The 18247-nt window shown below is 46.2% G+C and carries 11 protein-coding genes and 2 pseudogenes; 3 read left to right on the top strand and 10 right to left on the bottom strand.

What is annotated here, in order from left to right:
- Positions 1-135: 135 nt before the first annotated feature.
- The 6 genes and pseudogenes from RLO19_RS03985 to RLO19_RS03960 form a co-directional block, all read right to left on the bottom strand.
- A pseudogene (locus tag RLO19_RS03985) lies at positions 136-255 on the bottom strand (IS701 family transposase); the annotation flags it as partial.
- 49 nt (positions 256-304) lie between these two features.
- Positions 305-5719: a CHAT domain-containing protein gene (locus RLO19_RS03980; protein ID WP_446354040.1), complete on the bottom strand. Its 5415-nt coding sequence runs from the start codon at positions 5717-5719 to the stop codon at positions 305-307.
- A 114-nt stretch (positions 5720-5833) separates the two neighbouring features.
- Positions 5834-6820, bottom strand: a complete 987-nt coding sequence (locus RLO19_RS03975) for a hypothetical protein (protein ID WP_446354038.1) — start codon at positions 6818-6820, stop codon at positions 5834-5836.
- 50 nt (positions 6821-6870) lie between these two features.
- Positions 6871-8637 (bottom strand): CHAT domain-containing tetratricopeptide repeat protein, encoded by a 1767-nt coding sequence (locus tag RLO19_RS03970; protein ID WP_446354036.1) that lies wholly within the window; start codon positions 8635-8637, stop codon positions 6871-6873.
- 69 nt (positions 8638-8706) lie between these two features.
- Complete coding sequence (locus tag RLO19_RS03965) at positions 8707-9681, bottom strand: DUF1822 family protein (RefSeq protein ID WP_446354034.1); 975 nt, start codon at positions 9679-9681, stop codon at positions 8707-8709.
- Between the two features lie 122 nt (positions 9682-9803).
- Positions 9804-10517, bottom strand: a complete 714-nt coding sequence (locus RLO19_RS03960) for a sigma-70 family RNA polymerase sigma factor (RefSeq protein WP_446354032.1) — start codon at positions 10515-10517, stop codon at positions 9804-9806.
- A gap of 340 nt (positions 10518-10857) precedes the next feature.
- Here RLO19_RS03960 and RLO19_RS03955 point away from each other — a divergent pair, with 340 nt between their 5' ends.
- Both RLO19_RS03955 and RLO19_RS03950 read left to right on the top strand, forming a co-directional pair.
- Positions 10858-10995, top strand: coding sequence for a hypothetical protein (locus RLO19_RS03955; protein ID WP_446354030.1), 138 nt, complete (start codon positions 10858-10860; stop codon positions 10993-10995).
- Between the two features lie 278 nt (positions 10996-11273).
- Positions 11274-14615 carry a M12 family metallo-peptidase gene (locus RLO19_RS03950; protein ID WP_446354028.1) on the top strand — a complete coding sequence of 1114 codons (3342 nt, stop codon included), beginning with the start codon at positions 11274-11276 and terminating at the stop codon, positions 14613-14615.
- 216 nt (positions 14616-14831) lie between these two features.
- Here the strand turns inward: RLO19_RS03950 and RLO19_RS03945 are convergent.
- A pseudogene (locus RLO19_RS03945) lies at positions 14832-15059 on the bottom strand (hypothetical protein); the annotation flags it as partial.
- Positions 15060-15540: 481 nt separating this feature from the next.
- Entirely contained in the window at positions 15541-15711 is a 171-nt protein-coding gene (locus tag RLO19_RS03940) for a hypothetical protein (RefSeq protein ID WP_446354026.1), read from the bottom strand.
- An 87-nt stretch (positions 15712-15798) separates the two neighbouring features.
- Between RLO19_RS03940 and RLO19_RS03935 the strand changes: the two genes are divergently transcribed.
- Positions 15799-15957, top strand: coding sequence for a hypothetical protein (locus RLO19_RS03935; protein WP_446354042.1), 159 nt, complete (start codon positions 15799-15801; stop codon positions 15955-15957).
- Here the strand turns inward: RLO19_RS03935 and RLO19_RS03930 are convergent.
- Entirely contained in the window at positions 15944-16795 is an 852-nt protein-coding gene (locus RLO19_RS03930) for an alpha/beta fold hydrolase (RefSeq protein WP_446354024.1), read from the bottom strand. The two genes, RLO19_RS03935 and RLO19_RS03930, sit on opposite strands and share 14 nt — an antisense overlap.
- 34 nt (positions 16796-16829) lie before the next feature.
- Positions 16830-17906 carry a calcium/sodium antiporter gene (locus tag RLO19_RS03925; protein ID WP_446354022.1) on the bottom strand — a complete coding sequence of 359 codons (1077 nt, stop codon included), beginning with the start codon at positions 17904-17906 and terminating at the stop codon, positions 16830-16832.
- Between the last annotated feature and the right edge of the window lie 341 nt (positions 17907-18247).

The following is an 18247-nucleotide window of genomic DNA, read 5'->3' as shown; positions in this document are numbered from 1 at the left end:
TTGAAGCGTCACCCCTATGATTATCATTCTCATTCACGTATTCCTTCTCAATAAACCTGTCAATAAGCTCTCATCTTTTCAAGGCTTGAAGGGGGAAATGCTTTGCCTGCCAAGCTTTTGAGCTGCTTGTCACCCCTTCAGCCCTGTCAACTGTTTTATTTCTCGATGAAATTCCTCAATTTTCCAGCGCCAACTACATTGATGTTTAACTTCATTTGTTGAAGATTGACTTAAATCATTGGTGGCTAAATATTCCGCTGGAGTTTGTAGAAACAGTTGAGGGTGCCGAATGTGGGATGAAAGGTTACCAAGGGCTGCCAATTATCGTGAAGCCTGCCCAATAATAGGGATGGGATAGATTTTGGTCTTTTCGGTTTTTCAGTTCAGACGGCAGGTTAACTTTCATGCTAGTTAAGAGCACTTCACCCGACTCAATCCGCACATTCCCGTGCAACATCGCTAGCTGTGTCTGCCGAAGGGCTTCTGCCTTGATGGTAGTTTCTTGTTTCCCTAGCTGCTGGTAAAATTCAGACATTAATGCCAAGGTGCTGACATCACTAACTTGCCACAGACTTGCCAACGCCGATTTTACGTCGGCTCTTACCGCTAATCCGGCAAAGCCAAGCTCGTGGTTCTCGTTCCCAATCGCCGTTTCACAGGCACTCAGCGTTAATAGCTCTACTTTTGGGGGAGCATACCATTTGACGTTCCTCAGCTCGTCTAAACCCACCTGAGAGTTCCAAAATTGAATATAGGGACTTTTGCCGTTATCGGGGAAGGCGGCATGGGTAGAAAGATGAATAATATTAAACGGCTTTTCCAGGCGCTCTTGCGCCAGATTAGCCAACGTGAATTGCTCATTCAGAAAATATTCACCCGACCACAACTGTTCGGTGATAGTGGCTAACTCCATTGGCACAGCAGGCAAAGGTGTTAGCCTTGTATTGGGGAATTGAGCCGCTCCCATTGCAAGAACTTGAGAGTTTTTCAAGGGTTGGTAACGGGTATCGGCGAGGCTGACACTAGGGATAGAACCAATGCTGTACTTTTCGACCAAAAACTGTTTACCATCATGCAGGGCAGCGAGTGGCAGCAGGCGCAGTCCCGCATCCATTGAGAAAATTAGCGTGTCGATTTTCAAGGCTTCTAGTTCGTCTTCCAGGGGGGCAATTAGCCACTGGTAGAGTTTCTGAGCGGTTGGCAGATAACTTTCATTGGTGTAATCGTTGAGGACGTGGAGGAATTTTTTTAGCTCATTTTCCAGTTTCTCCCAGTTCGCGGCGGGGACTGTTTTGCGGATGGGAGAGCCTTCAGGAAGAACTAACACCAGTTCCAAGCGGTCAGGGAAAGCGATCGCATAAATAATCGCTGGGTTCGTCCTGGTTTTGCTGGCGTTCGTTGTGAGAACCTGTCGAATGCCAGAGATGGTGAGTTTTTCATCGGAGAGGTCTTCCCCAATGTACTCCTCATAGTCCTGCTCGAAGAGTTCTTCAATTTGGGCAACAGCCTCATCCAAGTTTCCCTGGTTCAGACTTTGGTAAACTCCATCTAGGCGCAGACTTCTAGAGTCAGGAGAAGTCCACGCTATAGTCAACGCTCCAGTTGCAGGGTCTTGGTTAACAGATGTTTTAGCCCCCACCAGTTCCCCAGCTTTCAAGGCTAAAGACTCTTGTACACTTCTGGCTGAACCTAACTGCCGTTGTGACCCTGGGGGCGGGGATGGGAGGGGTAAGGTTTGTCCAGGGACAGATATGATTTGGATTCCATCCTGAGTATGGGTGGGGAAAAATGATTTCAATGGAAAAATTGTCTGTTCACGCAGCATATTTCCAGTAGTAATGGCGGCGGCGGTTCCGTTCGTTCCCGAATCACCCACATTAAAGGGTATGATTCCTCGTCCCCCGTGGTGGATAATCAGTGGACCACCTGCCAACCCTCCAGCCGTGGAAATGCTGGCGATTGTCCCATTCTCATCGGTGAAAGAGTCAGTAGCGCGAAAGAAATCTAGCGTTGTAATATCAACAGTCCCTCCCTTGCCAGCCGTGCCGCCTTGGGTATCAATGGAAGTCACTTGGATGTCGCCATCGGCAGTATAAAGAGTAACATTACCGCCATTGCTAGATAGAGAACTCGATTTAATCTCACCTGTAGTGATATCGCTACCCGCCTTGAAAATGATATAGCCGCCATTACCACTGGCAGAACTGGAAAATATTAAAGTGGAATCTGCGGTGATACTGATAGCGGCGTTAAGAGCGATGTTGCCGCTCTTGCCATTAAAAGAGCTAGAGTTTAGCCCAGTGTTGTTAGTGATGTTGATGTTGCCACCGCTATCCATGCGAATATTTCCGCTATCCCCGTTGATACCACTGCTATTGACACCCCCAACGTTGATGTTGCCACGAGCAGTGAGAGTAGTATAGCCGCCGATGCCATTACTAGCAGTACTGATGCCGTTGATAATGATATCCTTAGCGGCATCGACCGTAGTATTGCCGCCCCTGACACCCCCCGCCGTGTTGATATCATCAGTTTTGACAGAATCGCTGCTACTACTGAGGTAAATAGTGCCGCCAATGTTTCTCCCACCAGCGTCGATACGACCTGTAGTAATGCTGTGGCGAGCGTTGAGGGTAATTGGACCACCATTGCCTGTATCAGAACTAGAAACGAGTCTTCCCCCACTCGTATCAATCTTACCGTCGCGGCTGATTAGGGTAATGGGTTGACCTGGATTGACGATTCTGCCAGTAAAAATGTCTCCCCCAGCTTCCATAGTAATAGCACCATTTCCGGTGAGGAAGTTACCTGTGGTGGTAATTGAGCCATTACCAATGGGCGATCGCAAGATAACAGGGTCATTGAAAACATAGCTATTAACCTGGGTGATCGTGCCCCTGCTGTTTTCCCGTCCGATAATAATCTGAGCGAAACCTTCTCGCAAGGTATTCAATTCCTGGCGGGACAGATTCAAAGCGGGGTCGCTTAACGTGTCTCCGATGGTGATGTCTGAACTCGGATCGAAGGGTTGCAACTGGATAATACCAGAGCCACGAATTCTTGTCCCGCCAGTCAAGTCAATTTCATTTCCGGTGAAGGTAATTGTGCCACTCCCCCCGCTGCCAGTGGGGTTAATAAAGCTGTTATCCAAGAGAATCGCGGCGGCATTACCAGCACCTGTCCCCTCTAGAGTAATATCACCGTTTGACTCCAGCACAGCACCATTAAAAAGGCGAATAGCAACGTCGTGGTTGCCACTTCCATCGCCAGTGCCTTTGAGGAAAATATTTCCAGCCTCTGAAAATATTCCGGAGCCAAATTCTCCATTAATCCGAATGCCGTCATTAGATAGTGCCCCCTCAGGAGCCTCGGCTCCGCTTCCGCCAATACCCTCTACGGTAATATTTCCTGTTTCAGTCGATATCTTACCACCACTTCTAACCTGAAAACCACGGTTGTTATATCCTGTTGCTTTGGTACTGCCGGTGCCTTTGATGTAAATATCTCCATCTACCGAATAAACGCCAGCCTCTGTCCCGATTTTGACCCCCTGATTTGAATCCGTTCCGCTTCCGCCTATACCTTCCAGGGAAATCTTTCCTGTTCCCAGTGATTCTACCCGGCTCTCACCGTCAATCAAGATGCCATCGTTTTCTTTTCCAGTGGCGCTGGTGCCGCCTGTGCCTTTGATGCTAATATTTCCATTCACCACAGAAATTTCAGTCCTGTTACCAGAAATTTTTACCCCCGAATTCCCATCTGTTCCATCCCCACCAGTGCCATTAATGTTAATATTCCCCGATTCAGTGGTTTGCACCACGCTGTTGTTTACAGAAACGCCGTTGTTGTTACTGTCACCGACTCCTCCCGTACCTGTGAGGTTAATATTGCCGCCTCCGACGTTAAGGGTGCTATTGTCGAGGGTAATGCCATTAGAAGAAGGGATATTTCCGGTGCCAGTCCCGATAAAATTGCCATCGTTTGTATTGATTGTAGCGTGGGTGATGCGGAGAAGCCCGCCATCTTTGTTGTCAAAGTTAGCATTCAGGTTGACATCTCCACGGTTGGTTGTGATATTCTGATTTACCTCAATGTTGTTATTAGCTTTGGCTGTAATTCCCACTCCGCTTTCACTAATGTTTATAGGTGCATTAAAAATAATATTCTCGCTAGCTTCTAGAATGACATTAGCTCTTGCTGCGTTGAGCGTGCCATTATTGATGGTGTTATCTAAACCTGGATCGGCAAATTGGTCATTCTCTGTTAACTCAGAGGGATTATTTCCAACCTCTACAATCGTGATGTTGGTTGGATCTAAGAGCAAGTTACCAAATTGACCTTGAGAAGCGGATAAGTTAGCTGTACCTGCAAAGTCAAGAAACGCCTTGCCCGACACTTCAGTGAAGCCGCCATTTCCACTGAGCAATCCACCTTGCGCTGTAATTGTGCCATAGAAGCGGGTTGCTTCATTAGACCAAACGATTACCCTTCCCCCGTTACCCTGATTTAGCGCATCAGCCTTAATCACGGAGTTACTATTAACATAAGTGTGCTGGGCATTGAATACCGTTCCCTGACCTTGGTAATCTCCACCAATTCTGGCATTACCCCCACCATTACTACCAGATACATCAATATGGGCACCAATCACAGTAACGCGATCGCCTAATATATTTACCTCACCCCCAGTCTTTCCCAGGGCGGAATTAGAAGCGTTAATATTACCTGAAGCGAACACAGTTCCCGCTCCAGTTGGTACAATCATACCGGAAGTATTATGCTGCACCTCTCCAGATGGAGAAACACTTAATCCCGTATCCACACCCTCAGCACTTCCAGTCAGTAGAGTAGGTAAATCTTGTGGATTTATCGGTAAAATCTGCCCTTGTGAGTCCCTGGGTGGTTCAATTTCTAAACTCAGCAATCCTCCCGGTTGGCTAATTCGTACTAAACTTTGACCGGGTACAGCAGCAATGGTAATATTTCCCCCAGGCGCCCTCAATTGTCCATTATTAATAACATCGCCACCCATTAAGGTTAAATTTTGCCCTTCTGATACTGCCAAGTTGCCACCATTAATAACAGTTCCCGCTTGGGAAAGATTAAAAACTGTGGGTATACCGATTAAGTTCTCATAATTATTTGAGCCAATAGCATTGAACCAGTTATTATCACCAAAACCAATACCCGTGGCAGTGGTAGCAGTAAAAGAGGCATGGACATTCAAACTGGCATTAGAACCAAAGACAATCCCGGCAGGATTCATTAAATATAAATTAGAATTGCCGCCAGTTACCTTGATTAAACCATCAATTCTTGAAGCCTCTCCTCCAACAACTCTGGCTAAGATATTACTAATTCCTGGTTCGGAAATAAAGTTAGCAATCTGACCCTCATTCAGCCCAAATTTCTGTAAACTGTGGAATAAATTGGCTCCATCGCCGGAGCTTGTACCACCTTGAATATCGAATTGGTTGCCATTTTGGTTAACAATAGTGCCTGTATTATCGTTAGCTGAGGTGATTGGTTGTGCTACGGCGCTAGTAAAATCATGATTGGCAATAGATAAAGGGAAAAGACCATCTCCCAGCCAAACTCCGGTAAAGGAGACTGCTGCTATCAGGGATCTAAGAATTGGATGTGCCCAGAGAGTTTGACTGTTTTTGAGCAAATACCATATTGGATTGGTAAACCTATGCAACAAATCTTGTTCTAGCATTGTAATTTATCAGCTTTTTAAGACTAATTTAATCGCAATTATTCTTGATTTTCTTACCTAAATAAACTGGGCTTTGCTGATAGCTGATAGTTTTTTAGGTAAGAAAATTATTAATCATTGAGTTTTAAGCACCTCTTCAACTTGTCTCAATCCGGCTTGCGCTGCTGTGAGTTCTTCGGTATTATTAGGGTCTGCTAGCTCAACAGCTTTTGAGTAATAGCGATAAGCTGGTTGCACAAGTTGCAAGTAATCTAAATAAAGCTCGCCAAGGGTGCGATAAATCGCGGCTGTTTCTACTCCAGAGGCGACTAATTCTTCTAGCGTCGCGATCGCGTCGGCAATCAGGGCATTTTTCGGCGTTGTGGGATCATGTTTGAGGTAAAGGTTTGCGATCGCTAGTGCTTTAGCCGAATTAGTCCAGTCCTTTTGGTTAATTTGTTCGGCGGCGACTCGGATGCGTTGTGCCTGATTTTCATCAAGTATATGAAAAGAAAGTCCTCCGGGTCTTGGTTGTTCATCTAGAGAACTATCACCAGTATCAGCCGTGACAATGAGTGAATAACTGGCTCCGGGTTCTAGGGGTGTCTCACCGGAATAAACAACCTCAGTCGTACTAACTGTCGTTTCCCAAAAGTCCTCCCCGTTTTTCGCAAGGTTCACGGTGTAACTTGTCGCCCCCGCCACAGGATTCCAGCACAGCGTTGGCTTATCGGTGAGTAATGCGGTTCGACGGGGACTAAGAATGTACGGAATATTACTATTCCAGGCAATGTCACCGCGATGAGGGCATTTATAAGTGCCAGGGGTACATTCGGCTTCTTCGGTGGCTTGGGGACAACCATTCAATCGATTTTGACTAGAGGGAACAGATTGGATGGATAAGTCAGCACATTGAACAACGACTTGCGCCCCGGAAGCCGTTATCAGCTTATCGCCTGGATAAAGCCGCGTCCCTTGTGTGGGGCGAATAACACGCCTTTGCGATCGCTCTAGTTGCACTTCACCGATAATCTGGATAATCTGTCCGTTCGACAATTGGCTAGGGGCTGCTGCTATCACGGGTGCTAGGGAATCGTGATGGCTACTCAAGAACCAACTCATAGGAGTTACTATCAAACTCAGACCTAGGGAAATAGATAATGTGTGCTTCATTAACGATTACTTTGTGTTTGTGAACGTTGGTTTGCCCACTTGATACATTCATGTTGTTCAGGGACGTTATATTTCAAAGAATCTTTGGTTTTATTCCAAACCTTTAGTGCCTCTTGCTGTCTCCCTTGCTTTTTCAATACCTGAGCTAATAAACACTGAGCGTGAGGGCTATCTTGTCTTAAAGTAATTGCATCACGTAGGTCTTTCTCGGCTTGGGGCAAGAGACTTTCTTCCAACAATATCCATCCGCGATTTTTCAAACAGGCAGCTTTCACAGCATCATATTTAGTTCCCTCCAAACATTGTTCAATTGACTTTTGAGCGGCTGAATAATTTCCCTGTACAATTTGTAAACGGGCTAATTCGGCAGAAGCTTCAGGCAGTCCCCGTAGCGCCGCATTCTGGTAAGCTTGGATAGCACAGTTAGCCTCGTTGAGATTTTCATCGCACAACCAACCTAAATTGTAATAGGGTTCGGCATAATTCGGGTTAAGTAGGGCAGCTAGGCGGTAGTACCGCTGCGCCATCAATAATTGACCTTTTTCATGGCTTTTAAGTCCTAAATCATTGACAAAAACAGCAACTTTGGGAAGGAATAAGCCAAAAAATAGAATGCTACTAAGGCATCCCAACGCGATAGTTATTTTGAACTGGAACACTATTTTCCAGATCTTATTCCATGGTTTGTCTTCAACAGACAAGTCTTTCCAAGTCGGTGGCACTTCTGCTAAATTTTGACAAATCACAGGCAACCAACTGGCACAGGGAAATTTACTCTCCAATCCCTGCAACCGTTCTCGTGCTTCCCGCGCCGCCAAATACAAAGACTTGCCACCAGCAAACGCTCCCAGAAAATGCTTCAGAAACTCCTGCGCCACCAAATCAGGAACCAAATCCCGCATGATAATCATTTGCGGAATTTGCAAATCATCCAGTTGCCGTGCTAATCCCAACCCGTCACACGAGTTAAAAATTGCCAGTTTTAAACCGTTTTTCAAGGCTTTTTTCAGGGCATACCACAGTTCATTAACAGTCAGACTCTCGGTGGGATTGATATAAATGCGACCCGTTTCTTTCTCAGTTTTGCTGTGTCCGGCAAAACAGATAATGTCCCACGATTGTTCCCACAGTTGGTCGTTAATCTCTTCATGTTGCGGTTCGACTAAAAAAACGGTTTGGGCATTCGGTAAATTTTCTAGCAACTGTTGATCGGCATCGATATTAATGTTGGCGCTATGACCCAAAATCGCCAAAATTCTGACTTTCTCCTTCCGGGTTGCCTGGGCAGGTTGTTGCAGGGGACGTTCAAGCTGTTTAGCACTCAATGCCAGTTCAGCTAAAGGGTAACGCTCAAAAAAGTTCCACAGATGCCAGGGTAATTTACGCAGGTGGCTGTCTTGAGTGCGGATGAGTACCCGAATTGGCTCATCTTGGGTGAGTTGTTCCCGTAATCGCATATCTATCTCCCGAAAGGGCTCAGATTTAAGCCAAGTCCCAAAGCATTCTTGCAACTGCTGCGCCGACTGACGACAGCGATTAATCGACCCCCCGTAAATAATTTCTTCCGGCTTAATCCGGGTCGTTAATCCCAGGCTACGATAGTTTTGCTGCCATTGATTGAGGTGAGTGACTAACTCAGGGGCCGGGGGAAGTTGACCTTCAATTTCGATAATCGGACGTTTGCCCTCTAAGCCAATCTCCAAAGTGACTCGGAACCCCTGCTGCTCAAAATCACCATCCAGTTTCAGGACAACTAACTTCCCCATACACTAAGCCTCTTGAGAAATAATTCATACCTTAAATGCTTTTGGTCACTTATGCCTTGTAAACAGGTGTCAGATAACAAAGGCTTCAGTAAGGCTGAATTCACCTATCGCTACTTTAATACTGAAACGTTCTCCCGGAGAACCACTAAACCTTAATTGAATATTCTCCGTGTTTCTAGCCTCGGCTTGCATGACTGGGATGTTCGCCTCATCCAGCACCATGAGCTGGAGTTCTGGTGGTAGAAGGGTTTGAGAACCAGTAGGATATAGTTTTACCCAGATGCCCATTCCCGCAAAAGCTTTTGGACTCAACTCCACCACCAAAGCTACCTGAAAAAGCTCTGACGGTTGCCCTAAACAAAGCAGCTTACCCCGTTTAACGCCTTGGGGTAGATTTTCAGTTTGAGAGGTTTCTATCTGAGTAGCACTTCTGAAATTAAACGCCAACTGATGCGGGCTTAAAAGTTCTTCGAGTGTTTGCCAACCTGCATCAATACTATTATTGAGCCACTGACTCAGGTTCACTTCGGGTTGAGCCAGATATTCTAGGTGTTCTAATAAGGCATGTACCGATTCCAACTGGTTCAAGAATAACTCACCGTTCCCGGCAGTTTTAGCAAATCCCAGAATTGTCGCTTCTTTTGTGTGTTCATCAATCTCTACCACCACATAACCAATGCGATCGCCCCACACTTCTGGGGGAATTCTGCAAATGGGAGAACTTAAAGCATCCGGTTGTTCAACTCTACGGCAGGCCAGAACCGGGCGACATTCTAATTTTCCCAATCCTATCACTGGGAGGTCAGCCACATCTGCCCATTGGCGGACAAGCGGGTTAAAGCTATCGCTTTTGCTGAGGTTAGTATCAATCTCCATCAGCTGGAGGTAGTCATGCACCGCCCATACCGCCAGGGTATTGAGGTAAACTTGTTGTTTCTTTTGGGGATTTGTTTGCTGTGCCGCGAACTGCATAGCGGTTTGGATTGCCCTGCGAGTCATGGGCATTGGTAAGGGTTTTACTTGAAGCATAGTGCTGCTAGCCATAATTTGTTTTCAATATTTACTATGTATATATCGGTACAATTTGCTAATGTTTCGCCAGCGATCGCAGAATTTACCCTCATCCTTTCGCTCAAACTAGGTATATGGCATTGGATTAAAAATCGCTATAGATAACCCTGAGATTCACCAAATCTGCGTAAGCTCTGGAGGCATTGGCGCTGATAAAAGTTAGCAAGTGTGGATGCCGAACAGTTAAATTCCGCTGAAAGTGTTTCCCAACTCGTTTCAGGAGGTAAGCGACGCAGCATTAAAACTTGACAGGTTATATCGGGACGCCCTTTTATATGAATGCGGCGCAATTCTCCGCTTGGGTCAGTTTCGAGCCATTGTCTGGTTTCTTCCAGCATGGGGGGAATGTCGGGAGGAGCCGGAAGATTGTTTGTCGGGTCAATTGTTTTATTATCCTCAAGAGGTCGTTGAATAACTCGCCACTTGTTTTCTTGCTGTTCCCAGAGGCGAAAATCTTCCAGTCGTCGTCTAAGATAGTGATTCAGCCAAGTGGTAACGCTGCTTTTTGCTGGGTCATATTGCGCTCCTGTGTTGGCTTGGCAGAGATTGCGGCATAGGTACAGCCAAGTCTGTTGCAAAGCATCTTCGTAATAGGGTGTATCTTCCCGCCAGAGTTTGCCAGATTCGATAATGGCTTGAATCAGTTGGGTCATGCCTTGGCGTCTCTGGATACTGCCACGGGGATGCTGACAGGTTTTTTTGACCAGTTGAGTGAGCTTTTCATCAGTGATTTTCTCCGGTTTGGCATGAGTGGGTTGGTCTTTGGCGCAACAGTTGTGAACAGTCGATTCGTTAGTTGAACTCATCATGACCTGATTGGCTGAGGTTGGTGTGAATCTCATTCGACATGTATATATATCAGGCTAAATTTGCAATTCTTCGCAGAATACCAGATTTTTTTCGCCCTGTTCTCCATCTGTGGCGATGGGGAGGTTGCAGCCACGGTGCTTCCAATGTGCTGATAGCCTTCCAAATCTTTTTTGATCCCTCTTGTGGCAGACAACTCACCAATCCTATTCCTCGCTTTTGATGTGAAGTTTTGTAAAAAGTGGCGAAGGTTTGGCGAATTCCATCGATATTTCACAAGTTTGCAAAGCTCGTTTGTTTATATCTCATTCAAAACTTTGAATTTACGAAGGAAAAAAATCTATGGCAGACATCATCGGAACAGCATTACCAGACCATCTTGTAGGTACTTCTGACTCGGATCTGATTTTGGGAGATGATGTCAGTGTAGAGATTGTTACTGAACCCACTCAAGAGGTTCCTGACCGGGTTCTGCATTAGGTTTATTAACTTTTGGTGCAATAGATGTCGCTTCACGGCTGTTATACAAACAGCAACAGAAAGTTTTTTAAGAGCAATCGCACAACCTGTTGGAGACTCTAATAACCCATTTTGGACACTTGAATTCTATGAATACTAAACGTTTGGCTTGGTCTTTAACCCTGCTTGCGGTGTTAGGTAGTTTGCTTTCTCAAATCGCACCCTACTTTCCCCATATCCCACTGCTGTAGGGATTCACCACTGATAGCGTATTTATCGATAAATAGGAATGTGCAGTAATGTTAAAACAATTAACCAACAACAACAACAACAACAACTACTCTCCCCAGATTTCCGGCAATAACATCGTCTGGCAGGGCTATGATGGCAATGACACTGAAATCTTCTACTACAACGGCAGCACCACTACTTCTACTTCTGCTGTCGATGACGGCTCGATTATTGATGTAATGGTGGTTTATACCTCAGCAGCCCTCGAAGCGGCGGGCGGTGAGGAGAAAATCAAGGAATTAATTGCCAAACTAGAAGAGCAAACGAACCAAAGCTATGTAAATAGCGGTGTTAACCAGCGCATACGGATAGTACACAGCGCAGAAGTTTCTTACGACGAGTCGGATAAGGCTGAATCAGTTTTAGATCGACTGACATTTAGAGATTCTTACCTAGAGGAAGTTCATCAACTGCGCGATATTTACTCCGCTGACATGGTTACTCTATTGACGGCGGAGCTTGACTTTGGGGGTGTAGCTCGGCTCATGGGCGATCCTACCCAAAGCGGGAATGGTTATGAGTTTGCACCTTTGGCTTTTACTGTTGTCCAAATCGATGCCGCCTTGAGCGTTTACGCTTTTGCTCATGAACTCGGTCATCTCCAAGGTGCTGACCACAATATAGAAGACAAGAGTGAGAGTTCACCAGCCTTTGAATATTCCTACGGTTATCGAGACCCAAATCGTGAATTTGCCACCATCATGGCTTACGACGAGAAACGACCAGATGGTATCTATTATGGAATTCCACGTATTAATTATTGGTCTAATCCTGACCTGACCTACAATGGCAAACCCCTTGGAGTAGCTGGAGTCTCAGATAACCGCCTAACGCTCAATAACACTGCCATTTATGCAGCGAATTGGCGACATTCTAACGATAACTTTGCTAAAGCTAAGGAAATTAGTGGTGCTTCCATCACGACAAATGGCTTAAATCTAAATGGGACAAAAGAGTTAGATGAGCCAATTCTTCCCTTCTCAGCGGTTGGTCAATCGGTGTGGTGGTCTTGGACAGCATCAGACTCGAATACCGTAACCCTCACAACCACTGGCAGCGACTTTGACACCTTACTTGGTATTTACACAGGTGCTTCTATTGGGGGTTTATCCCTAATTGCCGCCAATAATGATACCAGTGGCGGAATTACCAGCCAAGTTAGCTTTAATGCCATTGCTGGTACTACCTACAAAATCCTAGTTGATGGATTCAATGGTACACAGAACCAAACCTCCGGTCAAATTGTCCTCAATTTTACAGAATCACCGCAATTACCTAAACCCCAAGCGCCAAATCCCACTGAACCCGAACCGCTCAATCCGGCTGAACCCGAACTACCGGGGCCAGTTGACTTTAATAGTCCGAACACGATTCAGGGTACTGATCAACCCGACACCCTTAAGGGAAGTTCCGCTGATAATACAATTCTGGGCTATCAGGGCAATGACGAACTCTATGGCTTGGATGGCAATGATACTCTCTACGGCGGTAAGGATAACGATCGCCTATTCGGTGGAGCTGGAAACGACAAGCTGCTAGGTGGCAACGACGATGACGAACTCAAAGGAGAGGAAGGCGACGACACTCTCTGGGGAGGTGAGGGTTATGATCTCCTACTTGGTGATGTGGGAAATGACATCCTTCTAGGTGAAGCAGGTGATGACATTCTCTATGGTGAAGAGGGGGAAGACCAACTGCGAGGCGGGGATGGCAACGATACCCTCTACGGCGGTAAGGATAACGACCTCTTATTTGGTCAGTTGGGAAATGACGTTGTTAAGGGCGATAAGGGCGATGACATAGTTTCTGGCAACGAGGGCGATGATACTCTCTATGGCGGGGAGGGTAATGACAAACTCTACGGCGGTAAGGATAACGACACCTTATTTGGTGAGTTGGGTGATGATTTACTGCTAGGTGACAATGGCGATGACACAGTCTACGGAGAGGAGGGCAATGACGAACTCCAAGGCGGGGAGGGTCATGATACTCTCTATGGAGGCAAGGATAACGACACCCTATTCGGTGAGTCGGGAGACGATACCCTTAATGGCGACAATGGCGATGACATCCTCGTAGGCGGCGAAGGCAAAGACCAGCTTCAAGGGGGAGAGGGCAAAGACACCCTATTTGGTGGCAGTGACAATGATTTCCTTAATGGCGGTGCGGACGCTGATTACCTTGACGGTGAAGACGGCATCGATACTGCCGCTTATCAAGGCTCAAACACGGGTGTCAACGTCTCTCTAGCCAGTGGCTTTGGCTCTGGTGGCGACGCCGAAGGAGATGTCCTAACTAACATTGAGAACCTGGACGGCTCCCAGCAAGATGATATTCTCATCGGCGATCGCAACAATAATACACTCCGAGGTTTTGGTGGCGGTGATTTCCTTGACGGAGGAGAAGGCATTGATACCGCCTCTTACCGAGAAGCAAAAGCAGGTGTCAACGCTTCCCTGGCAACTGGCGGCACGGCTGGCGATGCTAATGGGGATGTATTTATCAACATTGAGAATATTGATGGCTCCAGCCATGATGATACCCTCACTGGCGATAGTGGTAACAATCTCCTCCAAGGTTTAGATGGCAATGACATACTGTATGGTCAAGCTGGAAATGACCGATTACACGGGTTCAAAGGCAATGACACTCTCTATGGTGAGGAGGGTGATGATATCCTCTGGAGTCACGAGGGCGATGATACCCTTGATGGCGGGGATGGTAATGATGGACTCAATGGAGGCGAAGATAATGACACCCTGCTCGGTGGCAGTGGCAATGATGGACTCACGGGTGGCGCTGGCAGTGATTTCCTCGACGGTGGAGAAGGGATTGACACGGCTGGCTATCACCACTCCAGCAGTGCTGTCAACGTTTCTTTAGAAACTGGCACAGGCACAGGTGGTGATAGTGAAGGGGATGTCTTAGTCAACATTGAAAACCTGTATGGTTCCAAGTATGATGACACCCTCACTGGCGATGGCGGCAACAATCTCCTCGAAGGTGGGGATGGCAATGACACCCTCAGTAGCTTAGAGGGTGATGATTACATAGTTGGCGGCGCAGGTAATGACTCGTTGATGGGAGGCTACGGTAATGATACCCTCACTGGCGGTATCGGCGATGACATCTTTGTCTTTGCTCAAGACTCTGGTATTGACGTAATTGGGGATTTCACCCTTGGTCAAGATTTCATTGACCTGACAGACTATGGCTTCGTTTTTGGCAGTACCTCGCCAAGTATCACTGATGAGGGTTCTAATACGCTCATCGATTTGGATGGCACTAACCAAATCACTCTAACCGGAGTGGTGGGCATTACGTTCGACTCCAGCGTCTTCATCGTCTGACGGAAAGTTCACAGAACAAAACTGGGTGTAGGGTGGGCAATGCCTACCCTCCTCAAGTCCGGGTGTGGTCAAAAGCCGTTGGTAGATGCGATCGCAAAAACTGCCCCCTTTGCTTGCCTTTGGACTTTGGACAAAAAAACTGCATTTGCGTAATAGTTACGCAAATGTGCATTAAACTTAATTAAGAGGAATTAATTTGACTATGACCGAAAAGTTTTACTCGTCTTTAACTCCCTCATTTTCCCCACAGAGATTCGGCTCTGTTTCTCCCCCAAAACAAACATCTAAATAACTTTCCTGGAGAGAATTAATAACTCTTTCCAATTCGTCGATAAGTCCCCTTCTTGTTACTTTCTCCACAGCATCAATATGAGCCTCACTTCCGGCTTTTCCTAAATATAAGTATTTGCTTTTTTTATTCTTGTCATTAGCCCTAGGGAAAATCGGTGGCTCTCCCGTACATGGTGTGATAAATTTTACTTATGTGTGTGGCGATTGGCTTGATTTGAGGAAAACCTAGCTTTTAAGCTGGATTAGTTGGGTAACATTATCAACCCAACCTACAAGCATGACACTGTGGGACGTTAGCTTCATTCATAAGACTTTATTATAACTCTAAGTACGGGAGAGCCATATTTTCGGTTAGCTCAAAAGCCAAATTGTTTCTCTCGACAAATCCTAATACAATTACGGTACGCCAGTATGGGAAAGAACTGGTGAACTCACATATCACAATCACGAATCTAGGACGCTTAGAAATTCCTATTCAACAAGGGGGATTAGAGTTACAGAAACTTTACTTTACTGTAACGGGGTTAAGGCATGAACCCATGATCGTGGGAATTACAACAATAGGTGGAAAAATGTGCATGACTTTTCGATATCTAGAATCACTAATCCCCTCGGCAAGCGCACAAAGAATTTATCAAGGAGCAATCAAGTCAGGTGTGGAGAAGCCGCGAAACCAGGAAAATTGAGATGCTGGGATTGGAGGATTCGGTTTGGCTATTGAGGTTGAGATTTTGAGCGATCGCACTCCTGAACTCCCCGACTGGGCGGTCCAATACTGGACGATGATCACTGGTGGTTTGATCATCCCTTATCAAATTAGTTTGAGACTAGCAAAGTCGTACTTGATTGTAATGAAGCCTACACCAGCAAAACCGTAAGCTGGACAGGTGAAATCATTTCTAATCTTGGTGGAAAGAAGGTCATTGTTGGTGGTGATGGATTTCGGATGGACAGGGACATCAATGGCGCTCGTGGGATTTTCCTACGGGCTTTGGGAGATATCCCCTCTCTGAGAGCTTGTCTTTTAGAGTGCATTGTTAGCAAATGTTAGCAAAATCATATCGGTGACGTTCAATCCAGTTATCAATATCACTGAGTACCTGATTGGGAATTTCCCAAGGAAACAGGTGAGCTGTATGAGGATAGCAACGCCACTGAGATTTTCGTAGGTGTTGAGCCGTTTCTTGACTCGATGTAGCGGTGATATGGCGATCGGCTTCTCCCGCTAATACTAGACAGGGACATTGAATTTTTTCTAGGTCAGCCAGTCTATTGTATCCAGCTTTTAATGCTTGATTGAGGGCACCAGTTGCCACCCTAGAGGTTTGAAGATAAGCAGAGAAGGCTGCCTGTGCCAAATACTGGTAAGCTGTTGCACTATGGTTTTGGATGAGATAGCGATAGAGCGATCGCACCCCAAAGGTTTCAATGTTCCACCGCCATCCTGGAGAGACGCGATTTAACACAGAGGCGATCCCTGTATAGAGATTATCCTGCCACGCGATCGCAGGATGGTTTCCTCTAGGTCGTGCGGCTGTGGCGACTAAAATTAAACCACTAACTCTCTCAGGTAGACTTAGCGCTAATTCCATGGCGAGAATCCCACCCAAAGACCAACCGAGTACCAAACAACGATGGATATCGAAGCGGTTAAGCAAATCCTCCAAATCTATCAGGTGATCACTCATCTGAAACGCTTCTAAGGTACGACTGCGACCATATCCTCGCAAGTCAGGAGACAGGGTTTGGAATCGTTGAGATAGATGGTCGGTAAAAACCGACATACAACGACCCGATCCCGGATGACCATGGAGGCAGAGAATCGGAAAGCCTTTACCTTGGCTGTAAACATTAAGTTGAACAGGTTGGGAGATTCTACCTATCAACACCTCTGTAAAGTCCTCTACAAAAGTTTATAACAATTCAATTTTTGCGGAAGGAACGAACCGCCAGAATAACCAATGTTATTAGAGTCAACGGCATGACAAACAAGAGCATGATCGCGCTAAATTCTGCCAACGCATCATGTTCTGTTGCATTAAGAAACAAATACAGCGTATAAGCGACGTAGTACGCCAGAAACAGAATCCCCTCCCACCGATCAATCCGATAACCTGTAAAGAAAATTGGCAGGCAAGCAACGGCTACAGCAATCATGACAGGAATATCAAACGTTAAAGCAGGTATTGATACCGCTATACCATCAGGCGTAAGGATACCACACACTCCCAACACTAACAGGAGATTAAAAATATTACTGCCAACTGCATTACCAACCGCAATATCCCGTTCACCTCGAATCGCGGCAACAACTGACGTGGCAATTTCTGGTAGTGAAGTGCCAACGGCAACAATGGTTAAGCCAATAATCAATTGACTTACCCCAAGCGTCTGGGCGACATTTACAGATCCTTTGATTAGGTAGTTTGATCCGAGCACCAAAAGCCCTACACCGCCAATAATTAGTCCTAGGTTGAGTAAAATCTGATAGATCCCTCGGCGAGAGACGCGATTACTGTTTTCCGGAGATAATTCCTGGGACTGACTTTCTTGACGTCCTTGGTAGAGGGTAAATAGGGTATAAGCGATCGCTCCCATAACCAGGAAAATCCCATCCCCTCGACCGAGTTTACCGTCCCACCCCATTAACCATACCATTAACGATATTCCAGTCATTAGGGGCGCATCCAGTCGCACCAACTGTCGCGAGACAATCAACGGAGCAGCGGCGGCGCAAGCACCCAGAATTAACAAAATATTGGCAATATTGCTACCCACGACATTACCAATGGCAATATCGGCTTGTCCAGCATAGCTAGACTGTACAGATACAGCTAATTCCGGAGCGCTGGTGCCATAAGCCACAACCGTTAATCCGACGACTAGGGGTGAAAGTCCAGCAGATACGGCTAATTTCGATGCTCCCCGTACCAGAATCTCTGCTCCGACAATCAATAAAACAAATCCACTAATTAAAAATAGTACAGTGATGGCATTCATCAGGGTTCATCCGGTGTGGGAATAGATCACAGGGTATGGGTTGATCACATTAATGTCAAAGTTAAGAGTTTCCTATCGAAACGTGGGGGGAGAGGGGGAGCTATAGAACCCCATCCTCAGCGGAACGAAGTGGAGTAGGGTGGGGATACATGGACTCCCCCAAGTAAAAAGCTAGTACTCGATGTGCTAGCTTTTTACTTGCCCTGCATCCTATGTTAGAATGTGTGACATAGATTTGAAGTCACCATGCTAGTATTCGAGGCAAAACTACGGGGAACAAGCGAGCAGTACGCCATCTTGGATGAGATGATTCGTACTGCTCGTTTTGTGCGTAATTCCTG

The organism is Coleofasciculus sp. G2-EDA-02 (genome assembly GCF_040226375.1).
GTDB lineage: Bacteria > Cyanobacteriota > Cyanobacteriia > Cyanobacteriales > Coleofasciculaceae > Coleofasciculus.
The sequence above is the reverse complement of the archived record's forward strand: the minus strand, read 5'-3'. Positions and strand labels throughout refer to the sequence as shown.

Coding starts and splice junctions, on each gene's coding strand:
- RLO19_RS03965 (WP_446354034.1), bottom strand. CDS start 9,681: ATGGCTAGCAGCACTATGCTTCAAGTAAAACCCTTACCAATGCCCATG.
- RLO19_RS03980 (WP_446354040.1), bottom strand. CDS start 5,719: ATGCTAGAACAAGATTTGTTGCATAGGTTTACCAATCCAATATGGTAT.
- RLO19_RS03960 (WP_446354032.1), bottom strand. CDS start 10,517: ATGATGAGTTCAACTAACGAATCGACTGTTCACAACTGTTGCGCCAAA.
- RLO19_RS03955 (WP_446354030.1), top strand. CDS start 10,858: ATGGCAGACATCATCGGAACAGCATTACCAGACCATCTTGTAGGTACT.
- RLO19_RS03950 (WP_446354028.1), top strand. CDS start 11,274: ATGTTAAAACAATTAACCAACAACAACAACAACAACAACTACTCTCCC.
- RLO19_RS03940 (WP_446354026.1), bottom strand. CDS start 15,711: ATGATCAAACCACCAGTGATCATCGTCCAGTATTGGACCGCCCAGTCG.
- RLO19_RS03975 (WP_446354038.1), bottom strand. CDS start 6,820: ATGAGTTGGTTCTTGAGTAGCCATCACGATTCCCTAGCACCCGTGATA.
- RLO19_RS03970 (WP_446354036.1), bottom strand. CDS start 8,637: ATGGGGAAGTTAGTTGTCCTGAAACTGGATGGTGATTTTGAGCAGCAG.
- RLO19_RS03925 (WP_446354022.1), bottom strand. CDS start 17,906: ATGAATGCCATCACTGTACTATTTTTAATTAGTGGATTTGTTTTATTG.